Below are 20,489 nucleotides of genomic sequence, written 5' to 3'. Positions count from 1 at the left end.
CTCGCGAATGCGGTATGTTATTCAACATTGATGTTGACTGAACTGACGCTTTCGCGAGCAGGCTCGCTCCCACAGGGGGTTACGGTTCTCAGGACTTTGGACAACTCACATCCGCGCCAACGCCTGCGCCAGGTCCGCACGCAAGTCTTCGACATCCTCAACCCCCACCGACAACCGCACCAACCCATCACCAATCCCCAACTCTGCCCGGGTATCGGGCGGGATGGTGGCGTGGGTCATGATCGCCGGATGTTCGATCAGGCTTTCCACGCCGCCCAGGCTTTCGGCCAGGGCGAAGATCTGCACGTTCTCGAGGAAGCGTTTGGCGCCGGCCAGGTCGCTGTTGAGGTCGAGGGAGATCATCCCGCCGAATCCGCGCATTTGCCGCTGGGCCAGTTCGTGCTGCGGGTGCGAGGGCAGGCCGGGGTAGTAGACCCGGGAGACTTGCGGCTGACGCTCCAGCCACTGCGCCAGTTCCAGTGCGTTGCTGCAATGACGCTCCATGCGCAGGGCCAGGGTCTTCACCCCGCGCAGGGTGAGGAAGGCGTCGAACGGCCCGGCAATGGCGCCGACGGCGTTTTGCAGGAAGCCCAGGCGCTCGGCCAGTTCGGCGTTCTGCCCGACCACGGCGATGCCGCCGATCACGTCGGAGTGGCCGTTGAGGTATTTGGTGGTCGAGTGCAGCACGATGTCGAAACCCAGTTCCAGCGGGCGCTGGATCCACGGGCTGGCGAAGGTGTTGTCGGCCACGCAGATGATGCCGCGCGCGCGGCAGGTGCGGGCGATGGCGGCGAGGTCGGTGAGGCGCAGCAGCGGATTGCTCGGGGTCTCGACCATGACCATGCGGGTGTCGTCCTGCAGGGACGCCTCGAACGCCGCCAGGTCGGTCAGGTCGACGAAGCTGAAGCGGTGCCCGGCGCTGCGCTGGCGCACCTTGTCGAACAGGCGGAAGGTGCCGCCGTACAGGTCGTTGCCGGAGACGACGTGCGAACCGGCATCGAGCAGTTCGAGCACCGTGGAAATGGTCGCCAGGCCCGAGGCGAAGGCAAAGCCCCGGGTGCCGCCTTCGAGGTCGGCCACGCAGCGCTCCAGCGCCCAGCGCGTCGGGTTGTGCGAGCGCCCGTAGTCGAGGCCCTTGTGCACCCCGGGGCTCTGTTGCAGGTAGGTGGAGTTGGCGTAGATCGGTGGCATCAAGGCCCCGGTGGATGGGTCCGGCGATTGCCCGGCGTGGATCACCCGGGTGGCGAAGCCCTGAGGCGGGGCGTTTTTGTCCTGTTGACTCATGGCAGGGATCTCCGCAAATGGTTGAGCATGTCGGTTCGGGTAATCAGGCCGTGGAAGCCCGAGGCATCCTGGATGATCGCCACCAGCCCACGGCCCAGCTCTGCCTCCAGTTCCGCCAGGCTGGCAGCGGGGGGCAGGGTCTGCAGTTTGTCGGTCATGGCGCTGGCCACGGTTTTACGGAAGTGCGCAACGTCTTCATGCACCCCCAGCAGGATGTCGGACTCGTCGATCACGCCGACCAGTTGCTGACCCTTCACCAGCACCGGCAATTGCGACACGTCCGCCAGACGCATGCGCTGGAACGCGGTGAGCAGGGTGTCGTCGGGGCCGACGCTGATCACCCGGCCATCCTCGAAACGCCGCGCGATCAGGTCGCGCAGGTCGCCGTAGTGCTTGCGTTGCAGCAGGCCCTGATCGTTCATCCACTGGTCGTTGTAGACCTTCGACAGGTAACGCGTACCGGTGTCGCAGACGAAGCTCACCACCCGTTTCGGCTGGGTCTGTTCGCGGCAGTAACGCAGCGCCGCCGCCAGCAGGGTACCGGTGGACGAGCCGCCGAGAATGCCTTCGGCGCGCAGCAACTGGCGGGCGTGGTCGAAGCTTTCCTCGTCGCTGATCGAATAGGCGTGGCGCACGCTGGACAGGTCGGCAATCGACGGAATGAAGTCTTCGCCGATGCCTTCCACCGCCCAGGAACCGGGGGTGGGGAGGGTGCCTCCGCGGCTGTATTCGGCCATCACCGAACCGACCGGGTCGGCCAGGACCATTTCCAGGTCCGGCTGTACGCGTTTGAAGAAACGGGTCAGGCCGGTGAGGGTGCCGGCCGATCCGACGCCGACGACGATGGCGTCCACATCGTGCTGGGTTTGTGCCCAGATCTCCGGCGCGGTGCTGCATTCGTGGGCCAGGGGGTTGGCCGGGTTGTTGAACTGGTCGGCGAAGAACGCATCGGGAATTTCCGCCGCCAGCCGCGCGGCGACGTCCTGGTAGTACTCGGGATGGCCCTTGCCGACATCGGAGCGGGTGATGTGCACCTCGGCGCCCATGGCCTTGAGGTGCAAGACCTTCTCGGTGGACATCTTGTCCGGCACCACCAGCACTACGCGATAGCCCTTGGCGCGGCCGACCAGGGCCAGGCCCAGGCCAGTGTTGCCGGCGGTGGCTTCGACGATGGTGCCGCCGGGCCTGAGGCGGCCATCGCGTTCGGCGGTGTCGATCATGGCCAGACCGATGCGGTCCTTGATCGAACCGCCGGGGTTCTGTGATTCGAGCTTGAGAAACAGCGTGCAGGGACCGGTATCGAACCGGCTGACGCGTACCAGCGGGGTATTGCCAATCAGTTCGAGTACGGCAGGACGGGAATTGTCGGGCATGTCATCACTCCTTGCGTGAATCCGCACTGGATGGACAGCAATCCGCGCCGGGTCTTCGCGCCGGTCGCGGGCAATGCATCGCTTGGACCATAGGCCGGGATCGGGTCGACCGCAACCTTGCACGGCCAGCCGGTCACCTCGACGCTTTTTCCTCGCCAGCAACCACAAAAAACATAATTTCGCTATTTCCCGGCTCCGAACAGAATGCGGCCAACACCCTGATACCGATAGCCGCAGCAGAAGAACAACAGTGATCAGAATCGAGGCGGCAGCCATGACCGACCTGAATCAAACCACCTTTCAGAAGTGCACAGCCATGACAGTTGATAAAACCGAAATTGATACGCTTGTTGTTGGCGCCGGCCAGGCCGGCGTGGCCATGAGTGAACACCTGAGCAAACTCGGTGTGCCTCACCTCGTTGTGGAGCGCAATCGTATCGCCGAAGCCTGGCGCACCGGTCGCTGGGATTCGCTGGTAGCCAACGGTCCGGCCTGGCACGACCGTTTCCCGGGGCTGGAATTCGACGGCCTGGACCCGGACGCCTTCGCCGGCAAAGAGCAGGTGGCCGAGTACTTCGAAGCCTACGCCCGCAAGTTCAACGCGCCGATCCGCACCGGTGTTGAAGTCAAGAGCGTACAACGCAATGCCGACCGTCCGGGTTTCACCGTGGAAACCTCTGATGGCGTGATCGAGGCCCGCCACGTGGTGGTCGCCACCGGCCCGTTCCAGCGTCCGGCCATCCCGCCGATTGCCCCGCCAATGGCCGGCATCAGCCAGATTCACTCCGCCCAGTACTACAACCCGCAGCAACTGGCCGAAGGCGCGGTGCTGGTGGTGGGCGCCGGGTCGTCGGGCGTGCAGATCGCCGATGAGCTGCAACGTTCCGGCAAACAGGTCTACCTCTCGGTCGGCGCCCACGACCGTCCGCCGCGCGCCTATCGCAACCGCGATTTCTGCTGGTGGCTGGGAGTGCTGGGCGAGTGGGATGCCGAGGCCATGCAACCGGGCAAGGAGCACGTGACCATCGCCGTGAGCGGTGCCCGTGGCGGCCACACCGTGGACTTCCGCCGCCTGGCGCATCAGGGCATGACCCTGGTCGGCCTGACTCAATCGTTCAATGGCGCCGTGGTCAGTTTTGAAGACAACCTCGCCGACAACATCCGCCGTGGCGATGAAAACTACCTCGCGCTGCTCGACAAGGCCGACGCCTACATCGAGCGCAACGGCCTGGACCTGCCGCTGGAACCGGAAGCCCGGGCCATGCTGGCCGACCCGGATTGCGTGACAAATCCAATCCTGGAACTGGACCTGGTCAAGGCCGGCGTGACCACCATCATCTGGGCCACCGGTTACTCCACCGACTACAGCTGGCTGAAGGTCGATGCCTTCAAGGAAAACGGCAAGCCGCAGCACCAGCGCGGCGTGTCGGCCGAGCCCGGCGTGTATTTCGTCGGGTTGCCGTGGCAGTCCCGTCGTGGCTCCGCGTTCATCTGGGGCGTTTGGCACGACGCCAAGCACATCGCCGATCACATCGTTAAGCAGCACACCTATTTCAATTATCGGGATGCGACCCAGCGTCAAGCCGACGCCGCCCGCGCACCTGTTCAGAAAGCCAGCCTCATGGGAGTTCGTTAATGCCTACTCATACCCGCATCCGCATGTTCAACACCAAAGACACCTACCCGAACCAGACGCTGGACAACGATTTGTGCCAGGCCGTGCGCGCCGGCAACACCGTGTACGTCCGTGGTCAGGTCGGCACCGATTTCAACGGCCAACTGGTGGGCCTCGGTGATCCGCGCGCCCAGGCCGAACAGGCCATGCGCAACGTCAAGCAGTTGCTGGAAGAGGCGGGCAGCGACCTGAGCCACATCGTCAAGACCACCACCTACCTGATCGACCCGCGCTATCGCGAGCCGGTGTACCAGGAAGTCGGCAAGTGGCTCAAGGGTGTGTTCCCGATTTCCACCGGGCTGGTGGTCAGTGCCCTCGGCCAGCCGCAGTGGCTGATGGAAATCGACGTGATTGCCGTTATCCCTGAATAAGGAATTCGCCATGACTTTTTCCATCGTGGGTCGCTGCGCCGAGACCGGCCAGTTGGGCATTGCCATCAGTTCTTCGAGCATCGCCGTCGGTGCGCGTTGCCCCTGGCTGCGTGCCGGGGTCGGCGCGGTGTCGAGCCAGAACATCACGCTGCCGGCCCTTGGCCCGCAGATCCTCGATGAACTGGCAGGCGGCTCGGCGCCGCCCCAGGCGCTGGACCACTCGTTGACCCGCAACGGCTACAGCCAGTACCGCCAGGTGGCGGTGGTGGATGCCCACGGGCGCACAGCGGTGTTCAGCGGCAACCATGCGCTGGGCATCAACAACGCGGTGGCCGGAGACCAATGCGTGGCGGCCGGCAATCTGCTGGCCAACAGTGGGGTGATCGAGGCGATGGTCGCGGCCTTCGAAAACAGCGAAGGCTGCCTCGCCACCCGCCTGATGAACGCTTTGCAGGCCGGACAGGATGCCGGTGGCGAAGCCGGCGCTGTGCACTCGGCGGCGCTGTCGGTGGTCGGTGACCTGACCTGGCCGATTGTCGACCTGCGGGTGGATTGGGCCGATGAAAACCCCATCGGCGAGCTGGGCAAACTGTGGTCGGCCTACGAGCCGCAATTGCAGGACTACCTGACCCGCGCCCTCAATCCGACCCTGGCCCCCGCCTATGGAGTGCCCGGCGATGAGTGAGTTGCGCAGCCGCGCCATGCTCGCGCGGTTGATCGGGTTCGCCACGGTCAGCCGCGACTCGAACCTCGAGCTGATCGAGTTCGTGCGTGACTACCTGCACGGACTGGGCGTGGATTGCGAACTGATCTACAACGCCGAGCGGACCAAGGCCAATCTGTTGGCCACGGTCGGCCCGAGCGTGGCCGGCGGCATCGTGCTATCCGGTCACACCGACGTGGTGCCGGTGGACGGCCAGGCCTGGACGGTCGAGCCGTTCAGCCTGAGCGAGGCGGGCGGCAAGCTGTACGGTCGCGGCACCGCGGACATGAAAGGCTATCTGGCCTCGGTGCTGGCCGCCGTGCCGGTGTTTCTCGCCAGCCCTTTGAAGCGCCCGGTGCATTTGGCGTTTTCCTATGACGAAGAGGTCGGCTGCCTTGGCGTGCGCGGTTTGCTGGAGGTGTTGCCCCAACGCATCCCGGCCCCGGCGTTGTGCCTGATCGGGGAGCCGACCGAGCTCAAACCGGTGCTTGGTCACAAGGGCAAGCTGGCGATGCGTTGCCACGTACGCGGTGCGGCCTGTCATTCGGCCTACGCGCCTTATGGGGTCAATGCCATCGAGCAGGCCGCGCGCCTGATCGGTCGGCTGGGCGACATCGGCGCCACCCTGGCCCGGCCGCCATTGCACGACAAGCGCTTCGATCCGGCGTTCTCGACCGTACAGGTCGGCGTGATCCAGGGCGGTACGGCGCTGAACATCGTGCCAGCGGACTGCCGTTTCGATTTCGAGATCCGCGCCTTGCCGGACTTCGCTCCGCAAGTGGTCGTCGATGAGCTGCAGGACTACGCCGAGCAGACGTTGCTGCCGGCCATGCAGGCCGTGGACAGCGATACCGCCATTCGCTTTGAAAAAATCTCGGCCTATCCAGGCCTGGCGACACCCGCCGACAGCGCCGCCGCCCGGCTGATTGCCGAGCTGTGCGGCAGCGATGATTTCGGCACCGTGGCCTTTGGTACCGAAGGCGGACTGTTCAATCAGGCCGGGATTGCGACCGTGGTTTGCGGTCCCGGCAGCATGGACCAGGGGCACAAGCCCGATGAATTTGTCAGCGTCGACCAGATGGCGGCCTGTGACCGCCTGATGGATCGCCTGGCGGCTTATTTGAGTGAATCCGAACACCCATAACAACAGCGGGCCGACCAGCCCCGAGGAAGCGATCCATGTCCAGATCCTTGCGTTGCAGTGTTCCGTTTGCCCTGGCGTTGTTGAGTGCCAGTGTGTGGGCGGCCCCCCAGGACCTCACCGTGATTTCCTTCGGTGGTGCTACCAAGCAGGCCCAGGATAAAGCCTACTTCCAGCCGTTCAACGCCAGCGGCGCGGGCAACATCATCGCCGGTGAGTACAACGGCGAGCTGTCGAAGATCAAGGCCATGGTCTCGGCCGGTCACACCAGCTGGGACGTGGTGGAAGTCGAAAGCCCCGAGTTGTTGCGCGGCTGCGAGGAGGGCCTGTTCGAGAAGCTCGATGCGGGACGCTTCGGTGATTCGGCGAACTTCGTGCCCGGTGCGCTGACCGAATGCGGGGTGGCCACTTACGTCTGGTCGATGGTCATGGCCTATGACCAGAGCAAGCAGGCCAAGGCCCCGCAATCCTGGGCGGACTTCTGGAACGTCGCCGACTTCCCGGGCAAGCGCGGCCTGCGCAAGAGCGCCAAGTACACCCTGGAAATCGCCTTGCTGGCCGATGGCGTCAAGGCGGATGACATTTATAAGGTCTTGAAAACCCCGCAAGGCGTGACCCGGGCCTTTGCCAAGCTCGACCAGATCAAGACAAACATCCAGTGGTGGGAGGCGGGCGCCCAACCGGCGCAATGGCTGGTGGCCGGCGACGTGGTGATGAGCGCGGCCTACAACGGCCGGATCGCATCGGCGCAAAAGGAAGGCATGAAGCTGAGCATCGTCTGGCCGCAAAGCCTGTACGACCCGGAATACTGGGCGGTGGTCAAAGGCACGCCGAACAAGGCGTTGGCGGAAAACTTCATCGCGTTCGCCAGCCAGCCGCAGACGCAAAAAGTCTTCTCGGAAAACATCCCCTACGGGCCGGTGCATCGCCAGACCCTGCCATTGCTGCCCAAGGACGTGCAGGAACAACTCCCGACCGCCGAGGCCAACCTGGCCGGCGCCCGGGCGGTGGACGCAGAGTTCTGGGTCGACCATGGCGAAGAGCTTGAACAGCGCTTCAACGCCTGGGCTGCGCGCTAACCCAGCAACCCCATAACCCCCCATGTGGGAGCGAGCCTGCTCGCGAAAGCGGTATATCAGTCACATCGATACTGGATGTGCCACCGCCTTCGCGAGCAGGCTCGCTCCCACAAAAAACAGTGCGATACCTCGGGTTTGCGCAGTGGTGATAGTAATCAGGTAAAGCACAGACCCCTGTGGGAGCGAGCCTGCTCGCGAAAGCGGTATGTCAGTCACATCGATGCTGGATGTGCCACCGCCTTCGCGAGCAAGCTCGCTCCCACAAAAAAACAGTGCGATACCTCGGGTTTGCGCAGTGGTGATGGTAGTCAGGTAAAGCACAGACCCCTGTGGGAGCGAGCCTGCTCGCGAAAGCGGTATGTCAGTCACATCGATGCTGGATGTGCCGCCGCCTTCGCGAGCAGGCTCGCTCCCACAAAAAACAGTGCAATACCTCGGGTTTGTGCAGTGGTGATGGTAGTCAGCTAAAACGCAGGACCCTGTGGGAGCGGGCTTGCCCGCGATGGCGGTGTATCAGTCAACGAAGATGTTGGATCTGATGGCCTCATCGCGGGCAAGCCCGCTCCCACAGGGATTTTGTCGTTCGGTTGTTTCTGGTTACTGATCATTTATTGGTTTTTCCTGCTGATGATTGGCCATTACTGCGCAATCTTTTTTAAGGTTTAAAGGCACAAATTAACTAATTTTCCTCCCCTCGCTCTTTGTCCATGATCGTCTCCAACAAGAAATGCGCCGTCCCGTTTGCGCACACCGAAGTACGAACACGTACTCATCCTTGCCTTGGAGTTCGTCATGTCCACCACCGCTTCATCCGCCCCGCTCATCGAGAAACACACGATCGGGTATGTCCCTCCTGAGGATCGCCACGGAAAGGTCAAAGATCTGTTCACCCTGTGGTTCGGCGGCAATATCGCGCCGTTGCCCATCGTCACCGGTGCGCTCGGCGTGCAGTTGTTCCACCTGAACCTGGTCTGGGGCATTGTCGCGATCATCGTCGGCCACCTGGTCGGTGGTGTGCTGATGGCGCTGCACTCGGCGCAAGGCCCGCAGATGGGCATTCCGCAGATGATCCAGAGTCGCGCGCAGTTCGGTTCCCTGGGGGCGTTGCTGGTGGTGGTGATTGCCGGCGTGATGTACATCGGCTTCTTCGCCTCCAACATCGTCCTGGCCGGCAAGTCGCTGCATGGCGTGGTCGAAAGTGTGCCGGTGTCGGTGGGCATCGTCCTCGGCGGCCTCGGTTCGGGGATCATCGGCATCATTGGCTACCGCTTCATCCACGTGCTCAATCGCATCGGCACCTGGGTGCTGGGCCTGGGCATCGTGCTGGGCTTCGGTTACATCCTGACCCACGTGCAGACCGACGACTTCCTCACCCGCGGCAGTTTCAACATCTCCGGCTGGCTGGCCACGGTGTCGCTGGCGGCGCTGTGGCAGATCGCGTTCGCGCCGTACGTGTCCGATTACTCGCGCTACCTGCCGAAGGACGTCAAGGTCAGCTCGACCTTCTGGGCGACCTACCTGGGTTCGTCGCTGGGTTCGATCCTGTCTTTCGTGTTCGGCGCCGTCGCTGTGCTGGCCACGCCGGTGGGCATGGACACCATGGACGCGGTGAAACTCGCCACCGGTGCCATTGGCCCGTTGATGCTGGTGCTGTTCCTGCTCAGCGTGATCAGCCATAACGCCTTGAACCTGTATGGCGCGGTGCTCTCGGTGATCACCTTGCTGCAAACCTTTGCCCACCGCTGGATTCCGACCGCGCAGAGCCGGGCGGTGCTGTCGCTGATCATCCTCGCCGGTTGCTGCGTGGCGGCCATCGGCGCTTCGGCAGATTTCATCGGGCACTTCGTCGACCTGGTGCTGGCGTTGCTGGTGGTGCTGGTGCCGTGGACCGCGATCAACCTCATCGACTTCTACGCGATCCACAAGGGTGACTACGACATCGCCTCGATCTTTCGCGTCGACGGCGGCATCTATGGCCGCTTCAACCCGCAGGCGCTGCTGGCCTACGCCATCGGCATCGTGGTGCAGATTCCCTTCATGAATACGCCGATCTACACCGGCCCCGTGGCGGTGCATATCGATGGCGCGGATCTGTCGTGGCTGGTGGGCTTGATCGTCACGACGCCGCTGTACTACTGGCTGGCGAACCGCGATACCGCTTATCGTCGCCGGCAGAACGTGGCGGGTCTGATGTCGGGCAACCTGTAAAGGCCGCGGGAACCGGCGTAGCGGGTTGAATCGCGGGTGTAATTGGGGATGGCTGTTTGTCGGGCGTATGGCTATGCTCAGCGGGTTTGCCAATTGCCAATGATAAACAACCACAGTGAAGCCATGAGCCAATCCGACACGCGTGCGACTGTTCTAGCGCTGTATCCAGAAGACTCCCGTGAGGCAGCGGCGTTGCTCAAGCAGGCAGTGCCGCTGATGGTTCGTCACAACATTCCGCCCAACCCGGTGCACTACGCGCTCTGGTACACCTACAGCAAGGGCCAGGAGCCGGAACTCAATCGGCACCTGGACCGGGTGGTCAACGATTTCGACGCTTTCCCGCCGGAGTCGGCAGCCAGGCTGTTTCGCGAATACATCATCCGCGACGAACTGGCGGACGCCCGTTCCGGGCAGCAGGACGCAATCAACCTGGTCGACGACATGGAGCGCGATGTCTCGCGCAGCGTGAAGGGTAACCAGAACTTCCAGGCCAGCCTTGGCCAGTACCTGCAAATGCTCGAAGAGCCGGCCAGCGAGCGCTTGCCGAGCATCCTGATCCAGCTGCAACAGAGTACCCGGCTGATGCAGGGGCAGCAGGAACACTTCCTCGCCCAGTTGCAGTCGGCGCAACACGAGATCAAAAGCCTGCGCGACAAGCTGGAGCGCGCCCAACTGGCCGCGACCCTCGATGGCCTGACCGAATTGCTCAACCGCACCACCTTCAACCGCAAGCTTGAACAGGCGATGAATCACGATGCCGCCGGCGTGGCGCTGGTGATGCTGGATATCGACCACTTCAAGCAATTCAACGATCAGTACGGCCATCCGTTGGGGGACCGTGTTCTCCAGCATGTTGCCCGGGTGTTGCGTGAATCGCTGTCGGGCGAAGCGTTCGCGGCGCGTTACGGCGGTGAGGAGTTCTGCGTGGTGCTCAAGGATTGCCCGGATCTGGCGGCTGCGGGTGCGTTTGCCGAGCGCCTGCGTCTGAAAATCCAGTCGCTGCGGGTCAAGGCCCGGGGCACCGATACCGTGCTGGACACCATCACCGCGTCGTTCGGCGTGGCCCATGCACAACGCGGCGACACGCCGGAAAGCCTGCTGACCCGCGCCGACGACGCGCTGTATCAGGCCAAGCGCAACGGGCGCAACCAGGTACGTCAACAGCCGGACGTACCGGTCGCGGCCAGTTAGCAGGTGCCCCGCAAGGGGGATCGGCCACAAATCCCTGTAGGAGCGAGCTCGCTCGCGATGGTCGTCAACGATAACGCGGGTTGGCAGGTGCCCCGTGGCGCTCTCGGGTTTATCGCGAGCAAGCTCGCTCCTACATCCCCATACATGGGGTATTACACCCACCTGACTGGGCCTTTTTCACCAAACTTGCGTCTCGCCTGGCACACCGTCAAACAGCTCGTTCATTAACTTGGCCTTTTTCTTGGCCTCGTGGTGATGGCTCATTCGTTGCTTAACCCCTTGGTACCCGCAACAGTTTTCGTCCCATGACGCGAGGGGTGAAAAAATGAAGCCAGCGACACCAGGATGCAACGCCATCGCCTTACCGCTCAGGTCAAGCCCGCCCTGCACGATGCTCCTACCCGGAACACGTCACGGGCTGACAACGCGCTTGCACCCAACGTGCAGTCATCATTCAAATCGCCACCGACGGCCAGCCCAGCCCATTGTTCGCGGGAGTTATTACATGTACGGCGGGAAAGGGAGAATGGGTGATGGCTTCCACGACTAAATCCATTGATCTGATCACGAAAAGATCGACACACCGTTATACGCAACTCGCTCAGTTGAGTCTGATGGTTATCGCGTTGCTGATGATGCTGGCGTTGTCCGCCGTACTGGCAATGGAGTTGACCCTTTGAGCGCTCTGACCTGCCGGCGACGATGACGGGTCAGGTCGAATGCAAGCGGGTGAGCAAGCCTGTGAATTACCCAGCCTATGGAACTGCACACCATTCTGGCAATCGAATCCTTTACGGGCGAGATTGGCGTCGTAATGGTTACGCATTCGCATAGAGCGCCCCGTATGGCTGTAAAGCCGGGAGGGTTACATGGGAAGCAGCGCGATGGTCAAGTTCTTTGCGGGCTACCTGTTCGTGTGCGCACTGCTGGCATGGGCGGTGACCCAGGCGTCTCCCTGGATTGCCTCGCACCTGCTGCTCAACTGGATTCTCTAGCGCCGCGCCCCTCAATGCCACGCTCGATACTTCTAGCTCCGCGAGGGTGCAAGCCACGGTTTGACCTTCTTCCTCTCCTGCGGTCCTCCCGCAACCTGTTTTCTCTCACGCATTCCAGTGGCAGACGAACGGTCATTTGCATTGCACTGTCACGGTGCGTCTCTATATAGTGGCATAACAATATCACCCCTGGTCAGCGGAGCTGCATTCACATCGTTGGGCGCTCTGGCTGACGCCTTGCCCAATAGAGAATGTGCATGCCAAACCGCTCTTTACACTTCAAGTTGTTCTGGACGGCCCTGACTGGAGCAGTGGTCGTCATGGCGCTGCTCCTGGGTTCCATTGCCTGGATCGCTTATGGCACGTCGGTAAAGGAAACCTCTGCGCTGGTCGAGACCATCGTCAAGGCCAATGCCAAGGAAGTCGAAGTTGAACTGGGGGCCGGTTTTACCGTGGCCGAGTCGCTGGCCAGTGTCGCCACGGCGATGCAGCAACAGCACGTAGAACGCAAGGCCGCCGATGCCATGACGCGCCAGTTGCTCGAGGCCAATCCGAACCTGTTGGGCCTGGGGCAGTACTGGGAAGCCAATGCGTTCGACGGCAAGGACAGTGACTTCGTCAACCAGCCGAACCACGACGCCACGGGCCGTTACCTGACGTACTGGAATCGCGCGAACGGCACGGTGAAGTCCGAGCCGCTGAGCGGTTACGCCCCGGAGAATGCCGATAACCAGTACTACTACCGGCCGTTGCACACCCGTCAGTCTTGGGCGACCGAACCCTATGTCTACAGCACGGGCAACGGTCAGAAGGTGATGCTGGTGTCGATCATGGCGCCACTGTTGCAGGGTGGCAAAGCGCTGGGGGTGGCCGGTGTCGACATTCCGCTGGAAAACATCAACCGGCAGTTGGCGAAAATCGACGCCTATAAAGGCTACGGTGCGCTGGTCTCCAGCGACGGGCTGTACGCCAGCCATCCCGATGCCAAGCGCCTGGCACAACCGGCCGACGATTTGCCGGCTGAAGCCAAAAGCGCCATCAAGGCCGGCCAGCCCTATCATTTCGAGCGCGATGGCTGGGGCTATGTGCTGCAACCGGTGCGCATCGGCAAGGCGCCGAACAGTTGGGCGTTGATGGTGGCCTATCCACTGGCCGAAGCCATGGCCGGCATCAATCACTTCCTCTATACCGCGGTGGTCATCGGCCTGGTGGCGCTGCTGGCGCTGGCCATTGTGCTCTGGCATTTGCTGGCATGGCAGATTCGTCCGCTGTCGGGCCTGACGGTCGGTATCCAGGCCTGGGGCGGCGAACTGGGCCTGCGTTTTGAACAACGCAGCGGCGATGAAACCGGCAAGCTGGCCGGGGCGTTCAACCAGTTCATCCAGCGCCTGGGGGACCTGGTGGGGTCGATCCGTCACAGCAGCGCGACGCTGATGCAGATCTCCACGCACCTGGGCGACACCACCCAGGCGGTCGCCGAGCGCGCCACTTCGCAACACACGGCCACCGAGGAAATGGCCAGCGGCGTCACGGCGCTGGCGCACTCGGTGACGGAAATGTCCCAGCAGGCCGAGGACGTGGAACAACTGGCACGCAATACCGAGATGCTGACCACGCATATCTCCGGGGACATGAGCCAGACCCTCGCCGGCATCACCCACATCGACCAGACCATGGATGTGGTGGCGGGCGCCGTGGGCGACCTGGAAAAACGTTCGCAGCAGATCGCCGGCATCATTGCGGTGATCCGCAGCATTGCCGACCAGACCAATTTGCTCGCGCTCAACGCGGCAATTGAAGCGGCGCGGGCAGGGGAGCAGGGGCGCGGATTTGCCGTGGTGGCCGATGAAGTGCGGCAACTGGCCGAACGCACCAGCCGTTCGACCGGGGAAATCGGCGAGATGATCGGAGCCATTGGTTCGGACGTGCGCAACACCGTCGCCAACGTGCAGCAGGTCGGTGAGGCGGTGCGCCAGGGTGTCGTGCAACTGACCACGTCGGCGCAGGGTGTGGACCAGATTCGCCAACATGCCCAGGACATTCTGACGCGCATCAGTGAAGTGGCGCGCCAGACCCAGAGCCAGGCCGCGACGGGGGAACAATTGTCCGTCGCGATCCAGGGTGTGAGTCGGATTTCCGAGCAGAACGATCACGCGATCCGCAGCCTGCTTGATCAGTCGTTGCAACTGCGCGACCAGGCCGGTTCGCTGAACCGGCAACTGACCCAATTCAAGGATTGAGCCAGTTACCGACGCTAGCGGGTTAGTGGAACGGAAAGATGTAGTTCATCCAGGCAGCCATGCGCAGGAGGATCTTGCGCATCATTGCGATGTGATGGAAGTGCTGGCTGTACAACGCCGCCTGGCCGTAGGCCCCGCCGGGCATCAGCTCGGCGTACTGGGCATAGTCGGGATCGGTGATTTCAATGATCACCGGAACCCGGCCGGCCGGTGGTGAACCGGTAAAGCCGATCAGCGTGCCCGACGGTTGAATCTGGCCTTCGGCGATGACCGAAACCACGGTTTTGACCTTGCCTTCGAACACCTTCCCGGGAATGCCGTCGAATGCGACTTCGGCCTCATCGCCCTCGGTCAGGCGCAACAGGCTGTTCTGCCGCATCCACGCCGAGAAGTAATGACCTTCGGCGGGAATGAACACCATCGAAGGGCGCAGCGGCAGCTTGGTCGCCATCATGCCCGGACGCAGCGAAACATGGGTGACGAAGCCTTTGCTGGGCGCACGCACCGTGGTGTTGTCGAGTTCGTACTGCGCGTTGTCCAGTTGTGCCTTCAGGTCGTCGGTGCGGGCGACCACCATATCCAGTTCCCGTTGAGTGCTGAAATTACGCTTGATCAACTCGGTGATCCGCACACGATCGGCCTGGGCGGCAATCAGCTGTGCCTTGAGGGATTTCACCCGGTAATCGAAAGGCGCGGGGTCGATGCGAAACAGCACATCGCCTTTTTCCAGGGGCTGGTTGGTCTTGACCGGCACGTCGATCACCTGGCCACTGACCACGGGAATCACCGGAACCGATACGAAATAGGAACGCGCCACCTCGGAGTAGGGGTGGTTGTAGTTCATCGTGAAAATCATCGCGCCGACAATCACGATCCCGCCCAGCACCGCCGTGGGCACTGTCCATTTGTTCAAGGGGATGCGGAAGATCTTGAAGATGGCTACGCAGATTGCCGCATACGTCAGAACGAGTAAAAGATCCATGGATCAAAGGCCCTCGCCGAGATTGTTCGTTGGCAGCCTGCTCTGTGCAGTACCGGTCGCCGCTTCGAGGCGCTCGATCCGGCCTTGCAGTTCGGCGACCTGTTGTTCGAGGTGAACCACATGGCTCTTGGGTGAGTGGCCGTCACTGAAGCCCCAGCCCCGGTCCTCCCGATAGGCCATCGCCCAGATCCACAGGAACGGCCAGAGCGCGTGCAGGGTGAACAGGCTGACCCAGCCGGTGGCGTGGATCGCATCCTGGTGAGGGTGGTTGCGGTGGACGGCAATTTCATAGGGGATGTCGTGGAGCAGGATGATCCCGTAGAACAGGACGAGCCCGACAAAGATCAGCAGGCCCAGCGCGAAGTAATCAAGCATGAATCACTCCTCTTGAAGCAGGTGACGTGTGCGCATGAGTGTAGCCGTTCAATCTACACTTGACGGGGAGGCGGATCTCCAGCCCGGGCACCCGGTGCCTGGCCGAAGCGTCGACCGGTAACGTGCAGGTAGCCCAAGGGGAGGTGAACTCATGCCAGGCAATGGTCAATTCGAAAGGGCGCCTGTACTTGACCCTGTCGAGCGCATTACCGAGGTGATCTTCGGCCTGCTGATGGCCATGACGTTCACCGGCACCATCAGCGTGGCCACGGCAGACCAGGCCGCCGAGCGCACGATGATGCTGGCCGCGCTCGGTTGCAATCTCGCCTGGGGACTGGCCGATGCGGTCATGTACCTGTTGCGTGCACTGGTCGAGCGCACGCGCCGGATCAAGCTGTACCTGGCCCTGCGCAATGGCGCGGACGCCGCGGCCGGTCAGGCGCTGATTGCGCAGGTGTTGCCGTTGCAATTCGCCACGGCGGCCGGCAGCGAGGGCCTGGAGCTGTTGCGCCGTCGGCTGCTCGAGCAACCGCCCTTGCCGATCAGGGCCGGCCTCGGCTGGACCGACTTCAGGGGGGCGTTCGGTGTTTTCCTGTTGGTGGTGTGCTCGACCTTTCCGCTGGTGGTGCCGTTCATACTGCTCGATCAGACGGCGCTCGCCATCCGCCTGTCCAACCTGATCGGACTGGTGGTGCTGTTCATCGCAGGCTGGATGCTCGCCAGATACGCTGGCGCCACGCAGTGGCAGGGTGGGGTGATCATGGCCGCTACGGGGGCGGTGCTGATCCTTGCAATTATTGCGCTCGGTGGCTGACAACTGGGCATAATTCAACACACTAAAGACTCGTTCTCATTTACAATTGCCCTTCCATTTACGTCGGGCAGCCTGGTATGGATGTTCTCGCCGCTATCCATCGTTATTTACTCCAGTGGGTGATCGAACCGGTCACCGCGCAGTTCCTGGGCATTTTCGACTTCAACGGCAGACTCGGTCTATCCTTTCTCTGCATGTCTTACGGCGTCGCTTATTGCCTGTTCCGGTACCGCAAATCCCGGGGTTTGACCGACGCGCGTTCCTTCGTTCAGTTCATCGGTGGCCGCCGGGTTTACCTGCACCGCTCGGCGCTGCTCGACTACCGCTATTACTTCGTACTCGCCATCCTCAAGGTTGTCCTGGTGCTGCCCATCGTCGGTCTGGTCGATCCGTACGTGCTGCGCTCAGCGGACTACATCGCCTTCTTCACCCGGCTGTGGGGCGCGCGCACGCAAGTGGAGGAACACCTGGCGCTGACCCTGCTCTATGGGCTCGGCGTGTTCCTGGTCAAGGATTTCAGCCATTACTGGGGTCATCGAGCGTTTCATTCGCGGTATTTGTGGGCCTTCCACAAAGTCCATCACTCGGCGCCCGTGCTGGTGCCGGCGACGGCCAGCCGCGTGCACTTTCTGGAAGAGGTGGTGGAAAAGCTCACGGACATCATCTGCATCGGCGCCTTTGCCGGTGTCTTCTGGTACGCCAGTGGTGAGGAGATCAGCCGCTATACCCTGTTTGGCGTGACCTACATGGTGTTCATCTTCAATTGCCTGGCGGCCAACCTGCGTCACAGCCATGTCTGGTTGTCCTTCGGGCCGGTGCTCGAACGGGTGCTGAGCAGCCCGGCGCAACACCAGATCCATCACAGTGATGCACCACGTCATTTCAACAAGAACTTCGGCATCAACCTGTCGCTGTGGGACTGGATGTTCGGCACGCTGTACGTCACCCGGTCCACGCCCGAGGTCATCCATTTCGGCACCGGGGAACAGGATCACGAGCGTTACCTGACGATGAAGGGTTTGATCGTCACGCCGTTTGTGGACATCGCCCGTAAACTTCTCTGTGCAAAACGCCCTGATGCACAGCCTGAAAACGCATCTGATCCGTACTTTTCAGCGCAATCTGCCTCTGTAACGAAAACAGCCGTCCACCCACAATAAGTCTTCGGTACGCCGCTCGGGCAGCGCACAGCGCCCGCTGTACCGCCAATTCATAGAGTGGGAGGCCGCATGGCCAAGATGACGATTTTTCTCGGCGGTTTTCTGCTGTTGACCATCCTGATCGGTGTGCTGGCGACGATTCCTCCGGCGTGATGACACCCGTTGCTGCTCGTCGACGGCCACGCGCGGAATTTCTGAAACACTTCATTCCGGGGGCTCGCCCCTGATGAATAAATTGTCGATGCCGCCGTTTGACCTTGAAGCTCTTGAAAGGGCGGTACACAGGGAGTGTCGGCCCTTCTTCCTGCGTATTGTGTTCACCCGTTCGAGCATCTGCTCGACTGCCAATCTCGCCTGTTAAATTTATTGACTTCAAAGTCAGCTTCTAGAAAGATGCAGGCCGCCAGACCTGTTTCGATCTTTTCCTAGCCTCAATCACGTAGCACTGACAGCGCTTGCAGACCCGCAGGCGGTAAATTTCGCCAATCGCTATATACAAAAATATATAGCGATTGGCGAAAACGTCAGGTCACGAGGGAATCAGGACCATGGGCACCAAAAAAACAAGAGACCCGCACCGGAGTAAACACAATGAAGCTGCAACCCCTGGCCCTGGCCATCACCCTCGGTGGCTTGACCCACCAGGCCATCGCCGCCGGTTTTATCGATGACAGCAAGGCCTCGCTGAACCTGCGCAATTTCTATTTCAACTCTGACAACCGCGAAAGCCAGGGCAACGTGGGCAATGCCGCCTACGCCAGCCAGGCCAAGGAGTGGGGGCAGGGGCTGCAACTCAACGTGATTTCCGGGTTCACCCAGGGCACCGTCGGCTTTGGCCTGGATGCCATCGCCATGACCGGGCTGAAGCTGGACAGCGGCGGTCGCGTGGGCAAGGCCGGTATCGACCGTACGCCGGGGGCGCTGTTTCCCGTGGACAGCGATGGTCATGCGGTCGATGAATATTCCAAGGGCGGCGTGACCGGCAAGGTGCGCATTTCCAAGACCGAAGCACGTCTGGGCACCCTGCAGCCCAAGCTGCCGGTGATCAACTTCAACGACGGTCGTCTGCTGCCGCAAACCTTCGAAGGCGGGCAGGTCACCTCCAGCGAAATCGACGGCCTGACCCTCACCGCCGGCCAATTGCAAAGCACCAAGACCCGCAGTTCCACCGACGATATCGACCTGCGCATCAGCGGCGCGACGCGTCCCGCCGGGACGCCGGCCAGCACTGCGTTGGCGGACTCGGACAGCTTCGTCTTCGCGGGCGGCGACTACAAGGTCACCAAGGACCTGACCGCCCAGTACTACTACGGCAGTCTCGAAGATTTCTACCAACAGCACTTCCTCGGCCTGATCCACACCCTGGCCATCGGCCCCGGCGCGTTGAAGACTGACCTGCGCTATTTCAACAGCAGCGCCGATGGCAAGAACGGCAATGCGGCCGGGCGTGCCCAAGGCTATAAAAGCAGCGGCTTCTGGCGAGCGGGGGACACCCACGTCGGTGAGGTGGACAACAACACCTGGAGCGCCCTGTTCACTTACAGCCTGAGTGGCCATGCCTTCAGCGCGGGCTACCAGCAAGTCTCCGGCGACAGCGCGTTCCCGTTCGTCAACCAGGGGGACGGTGCCACCGCGTACCTGATCACCGACCGGCAGATCGGCAAGTTCCTCAGTGCCGGCGAGCGTACCTGGCTGGCCGAGTACGGGTATGACTTCGTCGCGCTTGGCGTGCCGGGTCTCAAGACCGTGGTCACTTATCTCAGCGGCGACCACATCGATTCCGCCGCCGGTGATCGCAAAGAGTGGGAGCGCGATTTGCGCATCGACTACGCGCTGCAAAGCGGCCCGCTCAAGGGGCTGGGCATTTCCTGGCGTAACGCCAGCTTGCGTGGCAATGCCAGCAGCGACCTGGATGAAAACCGCCTGATCCTCAGCTACAGCCTGCCGCTGCTTTAAGCACGGCGGACCGGTCCTTGGCTGCCATTGCGCAGCCCGGGTCCCCGGTGATTGGTCAACCACGACAGGAGCATCGCCATGCGTTCCATTTTTTCGACTGTGCAAAGCCTTGTTCGCCCCGGCGCCAAACCCCTGCTGTTGCCCGGCACCGCCATCGATGTGGCGCAACAGACACTGGAGGTGGTGGGGCAGGTGCAGAACCCCCTGTGCCTGAGCGTGGCCGACCTGCAAGCCATGCCGGGTTACGACTGGGTGAGACTGACCAGCAACACTTGCGAGGGCAATGCGCAAAAAGCACAGAAAAAGGGTTATCGCGGGGTGCTGCTGCGGGAAATCGTGCTCAAGGCCGGGCTCAGGAGCGACGATCCCAAGGGCTGGAAGCGCGCCTATGTGGTGGCGCGCGCCAGTGACGGCTACGTCGCGTTGTTCAGTTGGAATGAACTGATCAATACCGACGTGGGCGATGCGGTGCTGGTGGTGTACCGACAGCATGCGCACGGCCAGACAGCGGCCGGGGAACACCTTTCATTGGTCTCGGGAAGCGATCGCCATTCCGGGGCCCGTCAGGTGAAGTGGTTGCGCAGCATTGAACTGTGCAGCATCTTCGGTTGACGCTCACACAACACAGCGCCGAGGAAAATGCCGATGCCTGTCTGTAATTCGCTGGGTTGTGATCGACACCCTTCGGTCGAACAGTTGTTGGCCGGTGAAAAGTGGCCGCTCGAATGCGAAGTGGCCCTGAGGGATTTGCTCGAGCAAATGGCCAACGCCGGCCATGACGTCACGCTGCACAACCTCGGCCGCTTCCTCGGTGACTTTGTGCCGCGCTACACCCTGGACCGTGCCGAGGAATGGCAGGAATGGGCGACCCGCCGCTGGGTCTCGCAGACCAAACCTGCGCTGGTGGACAAGCTGGCGGACGTCTTCATCGGCGGTCAGTGA

Annotated in this window: 19 protein-coding genes; 15 read left to right on the top strand and 4 right to left on the bottom strand. The window is 62.1% G+C overall.

Annotated elements, in window-relative coordinates:
* Positions 1–105: 105 nt before the first annotated feature.
* Together AC3WJW_RS23720 and AC3WJW_RS23715 are read right to left on the bottom strand one after the other, a co-directional pair.
* Positions 106–1,284 (bottom strand): trans-sulfuration enzyme family protein, encoded by a 1,179-nt coding sequence (locus AC3WJW_RS23720; RefSeq protein WP_218486175.1) that lies wholly within the window; start codon positions 1,282–1,284, stop codon positions 106–108.
* A complete protein-coding gene (locus AC3WJW_RS23715) occupies positions 1,281–2,657 on the bottom strand; it encodes a pyridoxal-phosphate dependent enzyme (RefSeq protein WP_493727618.1) in 1,377 nt (458 codons plus the stop codon). The genes AC3WJW_RS23720 and AC3WJW_RS23715 overlap by 4 nt, the downstream gene beginning before the upstream one ends.
* Positions 2,658–2,931: 274 nt before the next feature.
* On the opposite strand from AC3WJW_RS23715, the gene AC3WJW_RS23710 reads away from it, so the two are divergent.
* The 10 genes from AC3WJW_RS23710 to AC3WJW_RS23665 all read left to right on the top strand — a co-directional run bounded on the left by AC3WJW_RS23710 (position 2,932) and on the right by AC3WJW_RS23665 (position 14,260).
* Positions 2,932–4,293 carry a flavin-containing monooxygenase gene (locus AC3WJW_RS23710; RefSeq protein ID WP_493727617.1) on the top strand — a complete coding sequence of 454 codons (1,362 nt, stop codon included), beginning with the start codon at positions 2,932–2,934 and terminating at the stop codon, positions 4,291–4,293.
* Entirely contained in the window at positions 4,293–4,703 is a 411-nt protein-coding gene (locus AC3WJW_RS23705; RefSeq protein ID WP_003201555.1) for a RidA family protein, read from the top strand. The genes AC3WJW_RS23710 and AC3WJW_RS23705 overlap by 1 nt, the downstream gene beginning before the upstream one ends.
* A gap of 10 nt (positions 4,704–4,713) precedes the next feature.
* Positions 4,714–5,388: a DUF1028 domain-containing protein gene (locus AC3WJW_RS23700; protein ID WP_493727616.1), complete on the top strand. Its 675-nt coding sequence runs from the start codon at positions 4,714–4,716 to the stop codon at positions 5,386–5,388.
* Complete coding sequence (gene argE / locus AC3WJW_RS23695) at positions 5,381–6,550, top strand: acetylornithine deacetylase (RefSeq protein WP_493727615.1); 1,170 nt, start codon at positions 5,381–5,383, stop codon at positions 6,548–6,550. The genes AC3WJW_RS23700 and argE overlap by 8 nt, the downstream gene beginning before the upstream one ends.
* Positions 6,551–6,585: 35 nt before the next feature.
* Positions 6,586–7,626 carry an ABC transporter substrate-binding protein gene (locus AC3WJW_RS23690; protein ID WP_493727614.1) on the top strand — a complete coding sequence of 347 codons (1,041 nt, stop codon included), beginning with the start codon at positions 6,586–6,588 and terminating at the stop codon, positions 7,624–7,626.
* 792 nt (positions 7,627–8,418) lie between these two features.
* Positions 8,419–9,834 (top strand): purine-cytosine permease family protein, encoded by a 1,416-nt coding sequence (locus tag AC3WJW_RS23685; protein WP_008049652.1) that lies wholly within the window; start codon positions 8,419–8,421, stop codon positions 9,832–9,834.
* A 123-nt stretch (positions 9,835–9,957) separates the two neighbouring features.
* A complete protein-coding gene (locus tag AC3WJW_RS23680) occupies positions 9,958–11,025 on the top strand; it encodes a GGDEF domain-containing protein (protein WP_493727613.1) in 1,068 nt (355 codons plus the stop codon).
* A gap of 533 nt (positions 11,026–11,558) precedes the next feature.
* Complete coding sequence (locus AC3WJW_RS23675; RefSeq protein ID WP_493727612.1) at positions 11,559–11,705, top strand: hypothetical protein; 147 nt, start codon at positions 11,559–11,561, stop codon at positions 11,703–11,705.
* A gap of 189 nt (positions 11,706–11,894) precedes the next feature.
* Positions 11,895–12,020 (top strand): hypothetical protein, encoded by a 126-nt coding sequence (locus AC3WJW_RS23670; RefSeq protein WP_493727611.1) that lies wholly within the window; start codon positions 11,895–11,897, stop codon positions 12,018–12,020.
* Between the two features lie 257 nt (positions 12,021–12,277).
* Positions 12,278–14,260, top strand: coding sequence for a methyl-accepting chemotaxis protein (locus AC3WJW_RS23665; RefSeq protein WP_493727610.1), 1,983 nt, complete (start codon positions 12,278–12,280; stop codon positions 14,258–14,260).
* Between the two features lie 22 nt (positions 14,261–14,282).
* Here the strand turns inward: AC3WJW_RS23665 and AC3WJW_RS23660 are convergent, their stop codons facing one another.
* Positions 14,283–15,242 (bottom strand): HlyD family secretion protein, encoded by a 960-nt coding sequence (locus AC3WJW_RS23660; protein WP_493727609.1) that lies wholly within the window; start codon positions 15,240–15,242, stop codon positions 14,283–14,285.
* Between the two features lie 3 nt (positions 15,243–15,245).
* On the bottom strand, positions 15,246–15,617 hold the full coding sequence (locus tag AC3WJW_RS23655; RefSeq protein WP_493727608.1) for a DUF3302 domain-containing protein: 372 nt from the start codon (positions 15,615–15,617) through the stop codon (positions 15,246–15,248).
* 151 nt (positions 15,618–15,768) lie between these two features.
* On the opposite strand from AC3WJW_RS23655, the gene AC3WJW_RS23650 reads away from it, so the two are divergent.
* The 5 genes from AC3WJW_RS23650 to AC3WJW_RS23630 all read left to right on the top strand — a co-directional run bounded on the left by AC3WJW_RS23650 (position 15,769) and on the right by AC3WJW_RS23630 (position 20,489).
* A complete protein-coding gene (locus AC3WJW_RS23650) occupies positions 15,769–16,431 on the top strand; it encodes a hypothetical protein (protein ID WP_493727607.1) in 663 nt (220 codons plus the stop codon).
* A gap of 77 nt (positions 16,432–16,508) precedes the next feature.
* The gene (locus AC3WJW_RS23645) at positions 16,509–17,591 is read left to right on the top strand and encodes a sterol desaturase family protein (RefSeq protein ID WP_493727606.1); all 1,083 of its coding nucleotides are present in this window, start codon (positions 16,509–16,511) and stop codon (positions 17,589–17,591) included.
* Between the two features lie 591 nt (positions 17,592–18,182).
* Positions 18,183–19,547 (top strand): OprD family porin, encoded by a 1,365-nt coding sequence (locus AC3WJW_RS23640; protein ID WP_493727605.1) that lies wholly within the window; start codon positions 18,183–18,185, stop codon positions 19,545–19,547.
* A 78-nt stretch (positions 19,548–19,625) separates the two neighbouring features.
* On the top strand, positions 19,626–20,159 hold the full coding sequence (locus AC3WJW_RS23635) for a molybdopterin-dependent oxidoreductase (RefSeq protein WP_493727604.1): 534 nt from the start codon (positions 19,626–19,628) through the stop codon (positions 20,157–20,159).
* Between the two features lie 33 nt (positions 20,160–20,192).
* Positions 20,193–20,489: a hypothetical protein gene (locus tag AC3WJW_RS23630; protein WP_493727603.1), complete on the top strand. Its 297-nt coding sequence runs from the start codon at positions 20,193–20,195 to the stop codon at positions 20,487–20,489.

The sequence above is a fragment of the Pseudomonas sp. GW821-FHT07G06 genome (assembly GCF_058986625.1).
Note: the sequence above shows the minus strand (reverse complement) of the source record. Positions and strands in the feature narration are given on the sequence as shown.